The sequence below is a fragment of the Virgifigura deserti genome (assembly GCA_003576685.1).
Classification (GTDB): Bacteria; Pseudomonadota; Alphaproteobacteria; order Dongiales; family Dongiaceae; genus Virgifigura; species Virgifigura deserti.
In genome coordinates, this window is the sequence record QOZR01000008.1 from 30,897 (window position 1) to 47,843 (window position 16,947).

A 16,947-nucleotide genomic window follows, 5' to 3' on the forward strand; every position below is an offset into this window, starting at 1 on the left:
CGGCCGCAGCAGATAGGGGCTGACAGAACCGTCCTCGTGGACATGGCGTGGTCTCCGGCGCATGGCTGGGCCATGTCAGCGGCCGGCGACGATGCGATAGACCCGGCCGCGGCCGGCCACCGTCTCCGAGGCGACGGCAAGGCCGAGCTTTTTCTTGAGCGTGCCGCTGATGGCGCCGCGCACCGAGTGCGGCTGCCAGCCGGTGGCCGTGACGATCTCGGCCAGGCTGGCGCCGCTCTTCTGCCTCAGGAGATCGATCAAGAGGGACTGCTTGGTTCCCGGCCGGGACTCTGACATGGCTGCCGCCGCCGGCCGCTTCGGGGTGGCCGTGTTTTGGGCGGGCTTTTGGGCGGGGCGCTTCAAGTCCGGCGTCTTCGCGGGTTCCGGCTTCTCGACTCCGGGCTTCGAGTCGATGCCGATCGCCTGCAGGCCCGCGTCGGTGATGACGAGCGTGACGCGCCGGCCGTTCTCGGCTTCGCGCCATGCGGCGACGTCCGGTGCCCCAGGCTGCTCCGCGACCAGACCGCTTTTCAGCAGGCTCTTAAGAACGCTGGTCACCGCCCCGCCTCGGAGCTTGAGTGACGGCGGCAAGGGCAGGACAGATCCGTCGGCGCGCTGGGCGGCAGCAGAGAGGATGACCAGTTGGGTGTCGGTGAGCTTCGGCATGTGGGCCTCCTTCGGTGTCCGGCGCCGCGGTGATCGCGGCGCTTCCACCACTCACAGCCCCGCCGGTCGGCCGGTCGGGGCAGGTGGGCCGGAGGCGGCCCATCACGTCCTGTCGTCGGCCCCCAGCAACGCTTGCCGTGCGCGGGAAGTCCAGTCGTATCTGCCAGCCCGAGGCGCCGATGGTCCGGCCCGAGGCCGGTCGGATCTCCCGATGCCACGGCGTCAGCGCAAGCGGCGCGATCCTGGATGAACCGGGTCCCGGCGCAAAGCGGATCGCTACCGCTCTCACACCCAAGGCCCGAGATCGCGCCCGGGCCCCGGTCATCGAGGCTGACCGCGCGTCACTCTGGCGCGAGTCTAGCGGTCTGTGGACTCCCAATGCTTGCGCTGCTCTTCCTCGGCCACCGGCATCAGCTCCGATCTGCCGGGGCTGGTCATCGCGCAGGTCACCGAGAATGTCTACGACACCCCGACGGGGCGGTATCTCCTGATCCCGCAGGGCGCGCCTGATCGGCAAGTACGACAGCGTCGTCGCCTTGGGGCAGAGCCGGGCGCTCGTCATCTGGAACCGCATCGTCATGCCGGACGGCGCCTCGATCGTGATCGAGAACCTGCCGGCGACGGATACCGCCGGCTACGCCGGGCTCGAGGACGCGGTGGACTACCACACTTGGCGGCTCCTCACCGGCGTGGCCCTCTCGACGCTGCTCGGCGTCGGTACCGAGTTGACCTTCGACGACGAAGAGAGCGATCTCCTCCGGGCCATACGCGAGTCCGCGCAGCGCGACGCCAACCGCGCCGGCCAACGCTTCACCGAGCGCAACCTCGACATCCAGCCGACCATCACCGTCCGGCCTGGCTGGCCGCTCCGCGTCATCGTCCACAAGGATCTGGTGTTGCGGCCCTACCGCGGCTGACGGAGGAGAGAGCTATGTCCGGCCTGAAACTTTCGAAGCTCCCGGACCGCATGCCGGTCAAGATCACCATCACAGTGGCACCTGAGCTCAACACGGCGCTGCAGGCCTATGCCGAGCTCTACCGGGAGGCCTACGGGGAAGCCGAGCCTGTCGCGGCACTCATCCCCTACATGCTGGAGAGCTTCCTCGCTGCCGATCGAGGCTTTGTAAAAGCGCGGCGCGAGCGCTCTTCCCCGAGACGCAGTTGATCCCAGTAACGAAAGGAGGCACAGTTATGTCGACCATCGGCACCTTCACCGCCACCAAGGATGGTGGCTGGGCCGGCACCATCCGCACTCTCATGATCGACATGAAGGTGCGACTTGTTCCCAATGACAATCGCGACAGCGACCGGGCGCCGGAATTCCGAGTGCTGGCGGGCCATTGCGATTTGGGAGCAGCTTGGCGCCATCGAACGAGCAGTACCAATCCACGAGAGTACCTTCGTGTCCAGATCGACGACCCGAGCCTCTCTCAACCCATCTCAGCGGCGATGTTTGTAGACCCCGCGCGCAATCAAGCGCAACTAGTATGGAGTCGCCGTCGGTTGGAGTGACGCGATGGTACATTGAGCTAAGTAGCTGCCCAGGCAGCCGAAGGAGCCGTCCATTGGCCCCGCTCAAGCGGCTTGCATGCCGATACGCAAGTCGCGGCGCCGTAACCAGGCAATGGCAGGTAGGGCGAGGAGAGTCATCCACGCTTTGCCGACGACTTGGCCGACTAGAAAATCCAGGCTTCCAAAGGCAAGCCATAGGAAAACGATACTGTCGACCAGCAGGCCAACAATACCGCTCGCGAGCACTGCAGCCATCAGCCATTGTCGCTGGAGCGGCGTATATACGAAGAGATCGGCGACCTCAGACAGCACAAATGCCATCGCCGAGGCGAATACAAGGGCTGCGGGCGCGAACGCCGCCGACAGTGCTGCGCCGAATGCAATCGCGCCGATTGCCCATCCCACCCCGAGTCGGCGCTGGATCAAGTCACGCAGCACCAGTGCTAATCCGATCATCAGGACGTCACTCGGCACAGCAATGCCGGGGGCGACGGGAACGAGACAGGGCCCCCACTGATGCAGGCCGTGCCAATATTCTCAATCAGCCAATTGGCCGCCGGGATACACGCTGCGAACGCCACTAGAAAAAACGGCGCCTTCGACGACGGCGCTCGAGATCAACCATCGTCAGGCTCCACATCGGTTTCCGACACTGTCAGTCAAAGACGGCGGTAGCCTATGACGCGGACTCGGCCGGCCGGCAGTGACCGCAGCAGTAGCCTCAAATGTGCTTGCGTCATCGATTGCCAAGGCAGCGCGTGTGCATTTCATGTGCGGTGTGTCGATAGCGCAGGCGATCATTTTTAGGTCTGTCCGGCTCTGAGTGTTGAGATTAAATGTAGCCAAAATAGCCATGGTGGTCTATAATAAATGCACGGAACAGGGGCGGATGAGGACGGCATTTATGCCGCTAGTGATTACCACCTGCACGAATCGTAAGCGTAAGCCAGTGTCCGATGATCTCCATGCGTCGTCTCTTCCGAAGGCAATGCTTTCCGATCTTGCGGTGCGCTGGGGCGAGCGCCTTGCATCGGCCGAGCCGCGCTTCATAGCTTCGGATATCTACGGTGGTCGGGCTTTCCAGGAGGCGGCCGCGGCAGCCAAACGCATGGACTCGCGATTACTGATCGTGTCGGCAGGGCTCGGCTTGATTGATGCCTCCGAACATGTGCCGCCCTACTCATGCACCGTCCTTATTGACGCGCCAGATAGCATAGCTTCGCGCGCGATCGACACGTTCACGCCTGCGGCTTGGTGGCGGGAGCTTCTCCCCGTTTCGCCTTACTCTACGCCGCTTCATGAATCCCTCTCCGGCACCAGCGGTGTCATCTGTGCCGCGCTCTCGGAAGCGTATATCGAGATGCTGGCGGCCGATCTCATCGATCTCCCGGCGACCAATTTGGAGCGGCTCCGCATCTTTACGCGCGCACCCGCTTCTCGGATCGAGCCGGCGCTGCGCCGCTTCGTCATGCCATATGACGATCGGCTCGATGGCCCCGACAGTACGATCGCTGGCACGCGCAGCGATTTCGCCGGCCGCGCCGTGCGACACTTTGCCGAGCATTTGATGAACATCGGCCAAGACCGCACTGCCGAGGCCGATGCGACCGCCGTCGCGGCAGCCCTCGATGGCTGGCGCATGCCTGCACGGTTCGAGCGCGTTCGCCATGACGATGAAACCATGCGTGACCTCATCGCCGCAAATTGGCAGGCAGCCAATGGCAGTTCGGCTCGTTTGTTGAGGCTGTTTCGGGACGAACTCAACATTGCATGTGAGCAAGGCCGCTTTGCAGAACTGGTGCGCGAAGTGCGGGCCTCGCGAGCATGACTGGGCGCGAGCACCTCAGCGTGCGTGCGGTGCGGTCGGAGCAGGCTAGTGGCACCAGTGTGTTCGCCTTCTTCCTGTATGGGGCCGATATCACCAGGATCGCCGACATCAGCCGCATCCGGCGCGATGATCAGGAACTCAAGGGCTTTCAACGGCGTGAAATCCGAGATCACGTGAAGGCGATCACCGAATTTCTCGATAGCGGCCCAGTGCTATTCCCGAACGCGATCATCCTGGCGATGTCGCCCGAAGTCGAATTCGCCTCCGCACGCGGCCGCAAGCCCGGCAAGCTCTGCGAAGTTGGAGACGCGGGCACGCTGACGATCCCAATCTATCCCGAGGGCCGACGAGCCGCCTGGATTGTCGATGGTCAGCAACGGTCGCTCGCTCTGGCGCAGGCTAAGGACCGGTCGATCGCCGTGCCGGTGATCGGCTTTGTCTCCGCAGAACTCGAGACGCAGCGCGAGCAGTTCATTCTCGTTAACAAGGCGAGGCCACTTCCGACGCGGCTGATCAACGAGCTTCTGCCGGAAGTCAGGGTGCTCTTGCCGCGGGATCTTGCTGCGCGGCAACTGCCGAGCGCGTTGTGCGAAGCGCTCAACACCGATCCAAGTTCGCCCTTCCACGGGCTTATCCGTCGTGAGTCCAATACCAAGGACAAGTCGGGCTTGGTCACCGACACTGCGCTGGTCGAGATGATGCGCCTGAGCCTCAGGTCACCGATGGGGGCTCTCGGCCAGTATCGCCGCAACGGCGAGGGCACAGACACCGCCGCGATGTATGAAGCGTTAGTGCTCTACTGGTCCGCTGTCCGTGACACCTTCCCCGACGCCTGGGGCAAGGCCCCGACGGAGAGCCGGCTCATGCACAGTGCCGGCATCCGCGCGATGGGGGCGCTGATGGACCAGATCATGCTGCGCACTGATGGCAGCGCCGACCGCGCGTCGGCGGTGCGCCAGACGCTCAAACGCCTTGCTCCGCACTGCCGCTGGACGAGCGGCACATGGGAGGGCTTAGGGCTCGCGTGGAACGCGATCCAATCGACGTCGCAACACATTTCCAAGCTCAGCGATCATCTGATGCACCTTGAGCGTGATCTGGCGAAAGGTCAGTAATGAAGTTCGTCTTCGCCGATAGCCTCGACTATGTAGATCCGAACTTCGACTTCATTGCAGATCGGAGCCCGGCGGAGCGCCAGCCATACTGGGATGACTCCTACCCGCACGAAATCCTCGGCTACGCACCGTATGACGGAGTGCTGGTGTCGCGCGGCATAATCGGCGATCACCGTGTGAAGGGGAAATATACGGCGAGCCAGGCACGCCGCTTCGAACTTGTTGGCGCACGCAAATTTCTCCGCCTCGACAAGCCCGCGTTCGCTCATCTCGACATCTTCGGTGACTGTGGCGCCTTCAGCTACGTCAGCGAGGAGAGGCCACCATACTCCGCGGTAGAGATGGTCGAGTTCTACGAGGACTGCGGGTTCACCCACGGCTGTTCCGTTGACCACATCATCTTCGACTTCGACAGCGCCGGGAGCGGCGTGGACGGTGGTTCGGCCGACGCACGGAATCGCTTCGACATTACGCTGGAGAATGCCGACGCATTCAGGCGCGAGGCAGAGCAGATCGATGCGAGCTTCACGCCACTTGGGGTAGTTCAAGGATGGTCGCCGGGAAGCATGGCCGAAGCGGCCCGGCGCCTCGTCGCAATGGGTTACGATTACCTCGCTATCGGCGGCATGGTCCCGCTCAAGTCGCCGGAGATCAAGCTCTGCCTCGACGCCATCCGCGACGCGGTGCCATGGTCGACTAAACTGCACATTCTCGGCTTCGCCAAGGCCGATGATATCGACAGTTTTCATGGGTTCGACATCGCCAGCTTCGATACAACATCGCCGCTCATCCGCGCCTTTAAGGACGCAAAGCAGAACTACTATCTTCCGGGCGAGGGACTGGCCCTCCACTACTTCACGGCGATCCGCGTGCCGCAGGCGATCGAAAATCCGAAGCTACAGCGGTCAGTCAAGAAGGGGGTGTTCCGTGCGGAAGATCTCCTGCGGATGGAGGCGGCTGCGCTGGGCTCGCTGCGCGCTTACGACCGGGGCGAGGCTGAACTCGAAGAGACGCTGCACAACGTCCTTGTCTACAGCGCGCTGCTAGTTGAGGAGAAGTCCTTCGACGACTGCGGAGGAAGTCCGGCCATGGCAAAGCTGGCCGCTCGCTACCGGCGTACGTTGGCCGAGCGACCTTGGAAGCGATGCGGCTGCGCTATCTGCGTGAGCGCCTCGGTCGACGTGATCATCTTTCGAGGCAGCAATCGAAACAAGCGCCGCGGGATCCACAATCTCGCGATCTACAAAAGCCATATCGAACGACTGGATCTGAAACGTGCCATCAACCGACCAACTGAACTACCTCGCCGTCTGTGCGCAGCAGAGCAGTGAGCACGAGGTGCTCACGTTCGCGGCGAAGGCCTCGGACGTGCTGCGCTTTGCCTCCATCGAACGGATCGGCCGCAATGCGCAGGGCGAGCTTAGCGGCTTCCAGCGTCCACAGGTGGCGGCGCATATCCACGAGATCCGCGACTATCTCGAGAAGCCCAATGCCGTGTTGCCCAATCCTATCGTGATCGCGTTTACCAATCGGGTTGTGATCGATGACCTCGGCAATGGGTCGGCCATGTTGACGATCGACATCGGTGAGGGTGCTCCCGGCCTGGTCGTCGACGGCCAGCAGCGGCTATCGGCGCTTTCAGAACTCGATCGTGACTTCCAGGTGTTCGTGTCGGCGCTTGTTTGTCGAGATGAGGCCGAGCTCCGACGCCAGTTCGTCCTCATCAACAATACTCGCCCACTACCGAAGTCGCTCATCTACGAACTGCTGCCTACGGTCGAGGGCCTGCCCCCCAGGCTCGCTCGACGGTCGGTGGCGGCCGATCTCACTGCGCGGCTGAACTTCGAAAAGACGTCACTGCGCGGGGAAATTAAGCAGCACACCTGCCCGGATGGCATCATCGCTGACACGGTTATCCAGAAGATCATCATGGAAAGCCTCACAAACGGAGTCATGCGAGAGCTGATCCGGAAGACAAACGGACCGGATCGGTGCGTGCACCTGATGTCGGCCTTCTTCGAAGCGGTTAAGTGCGTCTTTCCCGATGCGTGGTGGGGGCACAAACCGTCGACCTCGCGCCTCGTGCATGGCGCGGGCGTCCAGGCCATGGGTGATGTCATGGAGGTGCTGGCGCAGCGCAGCGGTGCCCGCGCTGTCGACGATTTCCGGGAGGGCTTGGCCTGTCTCGTCGGCAAGACCGCATGGACCTCGGGCGAGTGGAAATTGGGCGGTGAAGTGCGTCGCTGGAACACACTTCAGAATGTTAATCGCGATATCGCGCTTCTCAAACATTACCTTGTCGGCATTGTGAAGGCTGACCTTAGACGTAAGCTCAAGGCAGCGCCGACACCGCTCCTGAAAAGAACAGATTGCTAACGATGAGCTACGCCGTCAAAGAGATATTTAAGACGCTGCAAGGAGAAGGCGCCCAGAGTGGCCGTGCTGCCGTCTTCTGTCGGTTCTCCGGCTGCAATCTCTGGACGGGTCGCGAGATCGATCGCGGATCCGCCATCTGCTCATTCTGCGACACGGATTTCGTCGGCATGGATGGCACCGGCGGCGGCCGCTTTGCCGACGCCGAGGCTTTGGCCGATGCCATCGAGGCGGAGTGGGGTGACCTCCGTGCCCACCGCTATGTTGTCCTAACTGGCGGCGAGCCGCTTCTTCAAGTTGATGAGGCGTTGATAGATGCGCTGCACGCGCGGTTGTTTGAAATCGCTATCGAGACCAATGGAACGCAGATCGCCCCGCCAGGTCTGGATTGGATTTGTGTGAGCCCGAAACAGGGTGCCGATCTGGTTCAGCTCCGCGGGAACGAGTTGAAGTTGGTCTATCCGCAGGAGGGCGCCCCGCCAGAACGGTTCGAGGGCCTCGCGTTTGATCATTTCTTTCTGCAGCCAATGGACTCACCGTCGGCTGCAGACAATCTCCAGGCGGCCATCTTCTATTGCACCAACAATCCGCGCTGGCGTCTCTCTCTCCAGTCTCACAAGATGATTGGGATCCGCTGATGTTCGAAATCAGCAAGCAATTCCGCTTTGACGCCGCTCACACCCTTGAGCGGGACATCGAGAGAGAATCAAGCCGTCGCATCCACGGCCATTCCTACCGCGCCGAGGTGACGGTGCGCGGTCGCCCCGATCCTATCACGGGCATGGTCGTGGACCTTGGACTGCTCGAGAGTGCGCTCGAAGCCGCGCGGGACGGCCTTGATCACCGTTTCTTGAACGAGGTGTCGGACCTGGGGCCAGCGACAATGGAGAACCTTTCGGTGTGGATCTGGCGGCGCGTGTCGCCGGTCTGCAGCGGCCTGGCGCGAGTGACGGTCTACCGCGACTCCAGCGGCGACGTGTGCAGCTACTTCGGACCTGGGGAGACGAACCATGGATGACAGCACCGCCTTAGTCCTCTTCTCCGGCGGCCAGGATTCGACGACTTGCTTAGCTTGGGCGCTGGATCGCTTCGAGCGCGTCGAGACCATCGGGTTTGACTACGGGCAACGGCACCGAATAGAGCTCGACGTACGGCCCCGTGTTCTCGATTCTTTGCGCTGCACCTTTCCGACCTGGGAAACCCGCCTTGCCGACGATCATCTGATTGACCTGGCCGTACTCGGCCAGGTGAGTGATACGGCGCTGACGCGCGGTGCCGAGATCGGCATGCAAGCGAACGGGCTGCCCAACACCTTTGTGCCCGGCCGCAACCTTCTGTTCCTGACGTTCGCCGCCGCAGTCGCCTACCGACGGGGTGCTAAGCACCTTGTCACCGGCGTGTGCGAAACCGACTACTCCGGATACCCCGACTGCCGCGACGACACGATGAAGGCGATGCAGCTCGCGCTTAATCTCGGCATGGAGGCGCGCTTCGTTGTTCATACGCCGCTCATGTGGATCGACAAAGCTCAGACTTGGGCGCTTGCCGAAACGCTTGGCGGTGAAGCGCTAGTCCGCCTCATCGGCGATGAGACCCACACCTGCTACAAAGGATTGCGCGATCAGCGCTACGCTTGGGGCTTTGGGTGCGGTGAGTGCCCTGCCTGCGATCTGCGGGCACAAGGATGGGAACGTTACCAATCGTCCAAGGCCGAGTCGGAGGCGGCGCATGCCTAACCTTGATCGTCGGCGCCGTCTTGAGGGCGCCATCCTGTTTGTGGCTTTTGCCGCGTGTGTCCCCCTGGCCAACTGGCTGATCGGCAACGTCGGCACGGTTTGCGTCCCGAACGGACCGTGCCTCATTCCGGTGGCACCAGGGCTGTCGGCCCCCAGCGGGGTGCTTGCGGTCGGACTCGCGTTCGTTCTACGCGATCTGGTCCAGCGCCGGCTCGGTCTTCTGTGGTCGGCCGTAGCGATTGCCGTTGGTGCCGCGCTGTCGGCCGTGTTCGCGCCTCCAGCCCTCGTCCTCGCATCCATCACGGCCTTCGCTCTGTCTGAGACCGCCGATCTCGCTGTCTATACACCCCTGCAGCGGAGGGGACTCGTAGTCGCGGCAATGGCGAGCAGCGTCGTCGGCCTTGTCGTGGATAGCCTCTTATTCCTTGCCGTGGCGTTTGGCAGCCTCGAGTTCCTTGCCGGACAAGTGGTCGGAAAGCTCTGGATGGTTATCGCCGCCCTACCTCTCCTGGTATGGCTCCGTGAGCGTGATCGGAGGGTTGGCCTCGCGCCAGCATTGACCGGTCCCTGAGAAATTTCTCTAGACGCACCTAGAGTCCGGCTGTGGTTGAACCGATACCCGTCTTCGGACCACTGTCCGACCGCAGAACCCATTCCTCGACTGCTCTGAGAATGCTGATCGCGCCACGTCCGGCCGCATAGGTGAGGGGTCGGTCGCCCCGCTTCGAGCGAATGAAGTCTGTGGCTGCGTGAGTGGCCGATGCGGCAACGACTACGAAGAGGTCCGCGTTCTCGGCGAGGGCACGCAGAGACCTCGACCCACCATGGTCGCTGTTCACGCGGACATCCACGTCCGGAGCCAGTGCCTTGAGCGTATCCGAGGCCTGTGCAGCTGCGGACTCCATCAGGGTATAGATGGCCACCATTTGCCCCGCTAGGCGCTGCGCGAAGGCGACGTCGGCGCCAGCGTCCGATCCGACTGCAAGTGCCTCCGGTAGGGTCTCTCCCCAAGCTAAGGAGGTGGCGAGCCGAGCTAGGCTGGCGCGCTGCAGGTTCGAAAGTTGCGGAGCGATCGGGATGAGCCGGGCAACGGCGTCCTGCCAGAACCGCTCCCGGGCCGGCTGGTCCGGGGCGGGCGCGGCGACTGTCTCCTCGAGTAGCTCGATCAGCCAGTAGGCAGTTCGCACCCCGGCGCCCTGACCTGAGAACTCCAGCAGGTCAGACAGCAACCGCGCATATGCTGCCGGCGGCGGGCCGATTGCCAGCATGGCCCTCGCCAGCACCCCAGCGGAGTCCAGCATTGGGGCTGCGGCGCGTCCGCCGAGTATCAGCCGCTCAAGTGCAGCCTCGTAGACGGGATAGCCCACTGTTCGCGGAAAGTCGGGGTCGCGTTGCAGCCACGCGACTAGGTGGGGAAGGCCCTCCACGAGACGGTCCGACGCAGGCGGTTCGTCCCGGACCGCATTGAGCCTTTCGGTCAGGGTTGCGATCTCCACAGGGTCGCCCAACCCTGGGCGCCATTCCTGAGCCCCCTGGCGCGCGACCGCTAGGGCCTGGGTGAAGCCGTTGTCGTCGAGTGCTGCGAGCCAGGCGGTCCAGTCGGCGGGCGCCGGCTCCGCGCCGAAGATCTCGGCGATTGCGGCCAGGGCCCGCCGCGGTTGGTCCAACTGCAACAGGTCTGCCCGCTCGGCCTCGGTCAACTGGGCGAGCAGAGCCCTGGCTTGATCCACCGCAGAGAGCGCGCCGCTCAAATCAGCCGTAACGAGCGCGGCGGCGGTCCGAGCCGTGGGCGAGTTCGGAGGCGGCTCAGGCGGAGTGAGCGCCGTCGTGATGGCGACCAGTGCGTCTGCCAACCCGCCGAGGTTAGCGCCTGATGCCAGGGCGGCTTCCGCGAGCGTGCGGCTGGGAGCGTCGGACGACAGCGCTTCGAGTGCGTAGAGACGCCACGCCCCCTCTCTCATGCTGGGAGGCGCGGGCAACCGAACGAGGTCGCGGGCACGCGCTCGCGGACCCTCGGCGTAGGCGGCGATGTCGGGTGCGGCGTCCTCGAAGCTCGACCAGTAGAGGGCCTCGAGGAGCGCGGCGGTGACGGCGGGCGGGCGACGCGTCCGTAAGAGGTCGTCGAAGCCGCTAAGGGCGGTGATCGCGCGCCAATCCCGCGCCGTAGCCAGGATCTCGATCTCTAGGAATTTCAGGTTCAGGGCGTCTAGGCGATGCTCGCTGCGGCAGCGCTCAAGGAGACGTCGTGCATCGTCGATCGCTAGGGCGTTCAGGTGGTCGCGGATCCGCGCAAGTAAGCGACCCGTGGTCTCGACCGGCGGCTCGGCATCTGGCGGTGTCCGCGCCACCATTGCCACGAGCCGTTGCAGCCCCCGCACGGTGGAGGCCGCCGTCTCAGGGGTAGGGACGAGGCGGACTACGGCCGCCAGGTCGGCTGCGGCGAGGACCTGCTCATGCGGCCGCGCCGCGTCTAGCCGCGTCGGCGAGCCGGAGAAGTTCGTGAGCGTCGGGCCAACGAAGGCCAACAGGAGAGGCCGTAATCGCCGCCACTGCGCCTGTGTCTGCGCCGCGGCGTAAAACACCGGCGCCTGGCCAGCGTTGCGTGGCCAGGCGAAAAGGGCACCTGGGAACGCCGGGTCGGTGCTGGTCGCGTCGAACACTTCGAGAAGAGGATCCGCGCTGTCGCCAAGCGCCGACCGGTAGGCCTGGGCCAGGCTTCGGGCCTGGGAGGTTTCGGCGCCGATCACAGGTGCGCCCCCCACTTCTCCTCGAGTTGCAGGCGCCGCTCTGCGACGGCGGCTGGATCAGTCCGCAAGAGAACGTGTTCGTCGTTTACCGTGATACCGTTCCACGTGAGGTTCATTGAGCCGGACAGCACATAGTCGTCGCCGAGCAGTCCCTTCTCATGGAAGTCTGGCGCGATGATCACCCGCACGGCACCAGCTTCCTGCAACGGGCGCATCCGCTCGATGAAGCCACGGTTGTTGGTATGGTCGCGGATCAACACTACGACGTCGCAGCCCTTTGCGGCTACGGCTTCGATTACGGTTGAGAGCCGGATGGCAGCCGCGGGCCAGTCCGGCTGCAGGGCCGAGAACTGTCGAGCTTCGTTGTTGAGGATCTCGATATCGCTGATCCAGCCGAAGCCGATCCATAGGCGCCGGCTGGGTCGAAGCAGTTCGGCGGCGAACAGCGACTGCAAGACGTCGCGGATCGCGCGGGTTTGACCCGGTCCGGTGAGGTCGCGAGAGCTCATACTTGTTCCTGCACCACCAGTACGACAACGAGACCGTCGGCCTGGCGCTCGGTGCGTTCGATCTTGGGGAAGAACTGCAGGAAGCCCACGTCGATCGGGGTTGTCAGAGCGTCCAGGATCGCGGCGCGCATGGCGGGGAGGTCCGGCGTGCGGGCGAAAAGTTCGGCGGCGCCCTCCTGGGCCAAGGTGGCGGCAAGTGCCTCACGCCAGCCCTCGTCGCCTAGCGCAATGCGTCGGCCGGCGGGCTGCAACAGGGCGCGAGCCAGTCGTGGGTCGGTGCTGCGTCGCCGGGTGTAGCGGTTGTAGGACTGCAGCGCGCGCTGGCTGATCTCCAGACCCCTTGGCCAGAGGAGATTTGCCAGCACCTGAGCGGCTTCGGCAGGGCCCAGATTATGCGGCAGGCCTGTCGCTACCCGCACCCGTGCCCGAATATCTGGGTCCAGTGCGAGCACGAACGCCATCTCGCGCACCCCGATTGAGACGCCAAGTTGCGCCTCCAGTCTCCGCCAGCGATCGAGCAGGTCGACCAGGAGCGCGTCAGGTGCGGGTCCGCTCGTGGGGGTCAGCAGGCGCGCGTTCAAGGACACGCTGAGGGCGTGGCCGACGTCGAGGCCTCGCTCGCTCAACAAGTTGTAGAGGCGCCGCTGTCGGTCCTCACGATCATCGTAGTTCGTGGCGGCGCGCAACAACTGCAGGGCCTCGGCGACCATCGCGTCGCCCACCGCCAGGCGCACGAATGTCTCAAGCCCCTCGGCCGCAAGTTCGTAGTCGGTGGGTGCTAGGGCAGCTTCCAGCGCTCGGAATAGCACGCGCGGCTCATCCGTGACCCGCTCGAAGACGGCTTGCAGGACCCCAGCCCCTCCGAGCGTCGACTCGGTGATCCAGAGCCGGGCTGGCGCGCCGGTTTCCACGTCCACAACCAGGGAGTCGCTCGAGATGTGGCGAGGCACGAGCGCGACACAGGCTTGCAGTAGGGCTTCGGCCGTGGTCGCAGTGACCGTCTCGAGGATCCACTGCGAGAGCGCCTGAGGGTCCGGTCGGGTCATCTCCGGCGCTAGGGCGCGGAGGCAGTCCCTTACCTCGTTCCTCTGAAAGAGGTCGAGCAGGCTCTGCGCCTGGGCGCTGACCGCTCCGTCGCCTGCGGTGGCAAAGGCCTCCTCGTCGTCTCCGATCTCGGCGGGATGGTCGGCGACGCCCTGTCCCTGGAAGATCGCCGCCAAGGCGGCCGCGAGGTGCTCGCCCGCCTGTGGATCATCGAGGATTGCCAGGGCGGCGGTGGCGAGGTCGATGCCGTCAGCGGCGGCGCGGACCAGCACGGTCGCCACGAAGCTCTGGTGAAGCCAGTCCCGCTGGAAGGTGTCCACTTCAGCCGGGAGGTGAGGATCAGCGAGCAGCCGATGGCGCAGGTAGCCGAGCCGGCAACTGGCCAGCAGGCTCGCCGGCAGGTCCGGGATCCGGGTCTCCGCATCGGTCAGGTTGAGCAGGGCCGAGAGCCCGTCGACCTCGATCTCGAAGCCGACTGCCGCGGGGGCGCTGTCGGACTCGACGAACCGATAGCGAATCCGGCGGTCCCCTCTGAGGCGCCGAATCACCGCCTCGCCGCCGACTGCGAAGCGGCGGACGCTCACATGGCTGCGGTGACGGTGCAGGTAGGCGGAGAGCTGCGGGATCGGTTCCCGCCAGGGGTTCCGCGCCCCCAGTTCGACGAAAGTGGGCTCTCCATGCGGGACGAAACCGCTGCGCCAGTCCAGCCAGGCGTTGGAGGTGGGCCCCGCTACATGCTTGGCAGCATGGCTGAGTCGCACGTGCCAAGGCCGGTACACGGGGACCGGGTGACCCTCCGTCTCGAACTCGCCCACCGGCTCCGCCACCTCAGCATATGTGGAGATCGGGATGTCTTGGTCGCCGCCATCCGGGTCGAGGGGCGACCAATGGTTGAGGCCACCGTGTTCTACGGCGAACCGGCGGGTGACCCGCCCCGGCGCCAGTTCGGTCAAGGCTGGGGCGATCGCCATCGCCTTCTGTTTCTCCCGGTCCCGCACAGTCGCCGCCGGCAGGATGACCGTGACTTCCGGCAGGTTCAGGTCGGTGAACAGGGTGCGGGCCACGAAGTCGGGCAGGGGGTGCCAATCCGTCTGCAGATCGAGGTCGTGCTCGTCGACACCATGGGCCTTGCGCCAGTCCCGGTGCAGCCGGCGCGCCAGGGTCGGCGCCGCCTCCAGTAGCAGCGCTCGGGGCGGACGCCAGAGCAGCCCTTCGACGGTCGCCGCATCCACTTTCAGGGCGTCCTGCAGATGCCCCGAGAGCCCGGCGATCGCTGCGGGGTCGCCCTCGAGCAGACGCACGAGGCGGCGCTTGGCGTTCTCGCGGAGGCGTCCACCCGATGGCCGGTCTGGGTCGGGTGGCCGGCTCAGGACGTCCCATGCCCATCCCCGCGTGGCCGTGGACTCGTTGGCGAGCCAGTCGAACATCGCGAATGTGGCTTGCATGCGCAGCACGTAGTCATTGCTGATCGGCAGGCGCTGCGGAGGCAGGGTGGGATCGAACAGGTGCTCGTAGGCCTCGAAGGCGATCCTATCGCGGCCGTAATCACTCAGCACCGTCAAGGTCAGGGGGCGCATGCCCCGGACCCGTCCGGCTCGACCGCGGCGTTGCAGAAATGAGGCTGTGTCCTTAGGCGCCTTGTGCTGCAGGACCGCGCCGACCCGGCTGTCGTTGTACCCGACCTCGAGCGAAGCGGTGGCGACAACGACGTCGGCATCGGCCAGCACGCCTGAGTCCTCGGAGGTCGTGCGGCCGACGAGGAGGGGGCGGTCCAGTCGACGGCCGATGGTCTCGACCGCCCGCCACACCTGACCGTCGCGCTCCCGGCGGATCTGGTCGGTCAGGTCCGGCGGACGCAGCCGTAGGGCGGCCAGGGGCGCAGCCCCCGGGCGGGGACGGCCGAATATGTCCAAGCCTTCGGCGTCCCGCAGACTGTCGAACAGACGGTTGATCACATCGAGATTATCGGTGAAGGCGAAGACCCGACTGCCGAAGGCACCGCCCGAAGTTCCAGCCCCTTGGGGGTCCAGTAGTCTAGCGATCAGCATTAGACTCTGGATCGAGGTGGAGAGTAGGGAGGTCTGCGAAGCCGGGTCGCCACGCAGCAGCACCTGATACTCAGCCCCTTCCTCCACCGTGGCCTGCGGAGTCGCCTCCTGCACCCGCGACGGGTCAAGGCCCGTGAGATCGGCGAAGAACCGGGGCGCCTCGCTCAGGGTTGCCGACAGTCCCACGTAGGTGACAGGCGCCGCCACCGCGTGCCGCCAACGGCGCAGCGTGAGCGCCGCCTGGGCGCCGGACACGCCCGTATAGGTGTGCACTTCGTCGAGGAGCGCGAAGAGGGGCTTGCGGCCGGCCACCTGGGCGACACCGAAGAGCCGCCGCGCGCTGAGGTCCGAGAGGCGTTGGTTGAGCATCTCCGTGGTGGTGAACAGCAGGTCGGGCGGCGTGCGGGTCAAGCTTCCGCGGGTGAGGACGATCTCCGCGTCGGTGATCTGGAGGTCGCAGCGCCCGGCGGCGCACGTCAGTCGCTCCCGCGACTCGGCGATGTCTTCCTCCCGCCACAGCAGGTCGCCGCCGCACCGCGGGCACGGCATCCAGGGGCAGACGAAGTGACCTTGGCGGGCCCGCCAACCCCGCCGGGCGATGTCCTGTCGGTCGGCGCGGCCGGGGGTGGAGCCGAAAAAAGCCCCCATGGTCAGGCGACGTCGCGGCGACGCCATCACCGTGTCCAGCCGACGCGCCATTCGATAAGTCTCGGCGAACTGGTCTTTGAGAAGCTCGGTCCTGGGATAGATCGCGAGCACCTTGGTCCAACTCTGTCCGACCTGGACCGCCTCAGCGACCCGGAGCAGAGCCGGCAGGTAAAACGCCAGGGTCTTACCGGAGCCAGTGCCCGCCGTGACGATCAGACCGGTGTCGCCGCGGGCCTCGATCAGACATTTGGCGGCCTCCTCTTGGAAGTCGGCCAGGTCGCGTTGATCAACCGTAAGGGCTGCCCACAGTGCCGCACGGAGGGGGGACGGCGCGCCGCCAGCGATTCGAGCGAACACCTTGGTGGCCGGCAGGTCGCGGCGGGGATAGCGACGGCGACGGATATCCACCCTGTAGTCCGAGACGAGTCGCGGCGCCGCCGCCCAAGGCCGCCCGGGGAACAGTTGGCGAGCGCGGCTCAGGAGCCGGATCGCCTCGGCGAAACGTGACCGGATCCGGATCTCGTCGCCGGGGCCCCACACTTCGAGCAGGAGCCGCCGGCGGAGCAAACTGTCGAGCGCCTCGTCACCTTCATCCACGCCTAGCAACTCCGTGGCCACCGCGGCCACCTCCGTCTCCGACAGCGATCCGTCGGCGAACCCCCAGCGGAGCGCCCGGAGTTCGAGCCGCTCGATGGCTTCTAGGAGATGGAGATCGCTCATC

General features: G+C 65.0%; 15 protein-coding genes and 1 pseudogene. 11 read left to right on the forward strand and 5 right to left on the reverse strand.

Features of this window, described 5'->3' with window-relative positions:
* Window positions 1-75 precede the first annotated feature (75 nt).
* Window positions 76-666 (reverse strand): DUF3489 domain-containing protein, encoded by a 591-nt coding sequence (locus tag DT069_RS14655; RefSeq protein WP_119461067.1) that lies wholly within the window; start codon window positions 664-666, stop codon window positions 76-78.
* Window positions 667-1,033: 367 nt separating this feature from the next.
* Here DT069_RS14655 and DT069_RS14660 point away from each other — a divergent pair.
* From DT069_RS14660 to DT069_RS14670, 3 genes and pseudogenes are all read left to right on the forward strand, one after another.
* Window positions 1,034-1,583: pseudogene (locus tag DT069_RS14660) on the forward strand (TraB/TrbI/VirB10 family type IV secretion system protein).
* Between the two features lie 14 nt (window positions 1,584-1,597).
* Window positions 1,598-1,831, forward strand: coding sequence for a DUF2274 domain-containing protein (locus DT069_RS14665; RefSeq protein WP_119461068.1), 234 nt, complete (start codon window positions 1,598-1,600; stop codon window positions 1,829-1,831).
* Window positions 1,832-1,857: 26 nt separating this feature from the next.
* Entirely contained in the window at window positions 1,858-2,178 is a 321-nt protein-coding gene (locus DT069_RS14670; RefSeq protein ID WP_119461069.1) for a DUF736 domain-containing protein, read from the forward strand.
* A 63-nt stretch (window positions 2,179-2,241) separates the two neighbouring features.
* On the opposite strand, the gene DT069_RS14675 is transcribed toward DT069_RS14670, so the two are convergent.
* The gene (locus tag DT069_RS14675) at window positions 2,242-2,634 is read right to left on the reverse strand and encodes a VUT family protein (RefSeq protein WP_425450250.1); all 393 of its coding nucleotides are present in this window, start codon (window positions 2,632-2,634) and stop codon (window positions 2,242-2,244) included.
* A gap of 532 nt (window positions 2,635-3,166) precedes the next feature.
* On the opposite strand from DT069_RS14675, the gene DT069_RS14680 reads away from it, so the two are divergent.
* From DT069_RS14680 to DT069_RS14715, 8 genes are read left to right on the forward strand one after another with little or no spacing between them, the layout of a single operon-like run.
* Window positions 3,167-4,006: a hypothetical protein gene (locus tag DT069_RS14680; RefSeq protein WP_119461070.1), complete on the forward strand. Its 840-nt coding sequence runs from the start codon at window positions 3,167-3,169 to the stop codon at window positions 4,004-4,006.
* Entirely contained in the window at window positions 4,003-5,121 is a 1,119-nt protein-coding gene (dbpB, locus tag DT069_RS14685) for a DGQHR domain-containing protein DpdB (RefSeq protein WP_119461071.1), read from the forward strand. The genes DT069_RS14680 and dbpB (DT069_RS14685) overlap by 4 nt, the downstream gene beginning before the upstream one ends.
* Window positions 5,121-6,452 (forward strand): tRNA-guanine transglycosylase DpdA, encoded by a 1,332-nt coding sequence (gene dpdA, locus DT069_RS14690; RefSeq protein WP_119461072.1) that lies wholly within the window; start codon window positions 5,121-5,123, stop codon window positions 6,450-6,452. Before dbpB (DT069_RS14685) ends, dpdA begins: the two co-directional genes overlap by 1 nt.
* On the forward strand, window positions 6,397-7,497 hold the full coding sequence (dbpB, locus tag DT069_RS14695; RefSeq protein ID WP_425450251.1) for a DGQHR domain-containing protein DpdB: 1,101 nt from the start codon (window positions 6,397-6,399) through the stop codon (window positions 7,495-7,497). Before dpdA ends, dbpB (DT069_RS14695) begins: the two co-directional genes overlap by 56 nt.
* Window positions 7,498-7,499: 2 nt before the next feature.
* Window positions 7,500-8,132, forward strand: a complete 633-nt coding sequence (queE, locus tag DT069_RS14700; protein ID WP_119461073.1) for a 7-carboxy-7-deazaguanine synthase — start codon at window positions 7,500-7,502, stop codon at window positions 8,130-8,132.
* Window positions 8,132-8,512 carry a 6-carboxytetrahydropterin synthase gene (locus DT069_RS14705; protein ID WP_119461074.1) on the forward strand — a complete coding sequence of 127 codons (381 nt, stop codon included), beginning with the start codon at window positions 8,132-8,134 and terminating at the stop codon, window positions 8,510-8,512. Before queE ends, DT069_RS14705 begins: the two co-directional genes overlap by 1 nt.
* Entirely contained in the window at window positions 8,505-9,230 is a 726-nt protein-coding gene (queC, locus tag DT069_RS14710) for a 7-cyano-7-deazaguanine synthase QueC (protein WP_119461075.1), read from the forward strand. The genes DT069_RS14705 and queC overlap by 8 nt, the downstream gene beginning before the upstream one ends.
* A complete protein-coding gene (locus DT069_RS14715; RefSeq protein ID WP_119461076.1) occupies window positions 9,223-9,801 on the forward strand; it encodes a VUT family protein in 579 nt (192 codons plus the stop codon). The genes queC and DT069_RS14715 overlap by 8 nt, the downstream gene beginning before the upstream one ends.
* Before the next feature lie 19 nt (window positions 9,802-9,820).
* Here the strand turns inward: DT069_RS14715 and dpdD are convergent, their stop codons facing one another.
* Genes dpdD through dpdJ form a run of 3 tightly spaced genes read right to left on the reverse strand, consistent with a single transcriptional unit; the run spans window position 9,821 to window position 16,946 of the window.
* Window positions 9,821-11,992, reverse strand: coding sequence for a protein DpdD (dpdD, locus tag DT069_RS14720; protein WP_162913205.1), 2,172 nt, complete (start codon window positions 11,990-11,992; stop codon window positions 9,821-9,823).
* On the reverse strand, window positions 11,974-12,486 hold the full coding sequence (gene dpdK / locus DT069_RS14725) for a phospholipase D-like domain-containing protein DpdK (protein WP_119461078.1): 513 nt from the start codon (window positions 12,484-12,486) through the stop codon (window positions 11,974-11,976). Before dpdK ends, dpdD begins: the two co-directional genes overlap by 19 nt.
* A complete protein-coding gene (gene dpdJ, locus DT069_RS14730; protein WP_119461079.1) occupies window positions 12,483-16,946 on the reverse strand; it encodes a protein DpdJ in 4,464 nt (1,487 codons plus the stop codon). Before dpdJ ends, dpdK begins: the two co-directional genes overlap by 4 nt.
* Window position 16,947 lies beyond the last annotated feature (1 nt).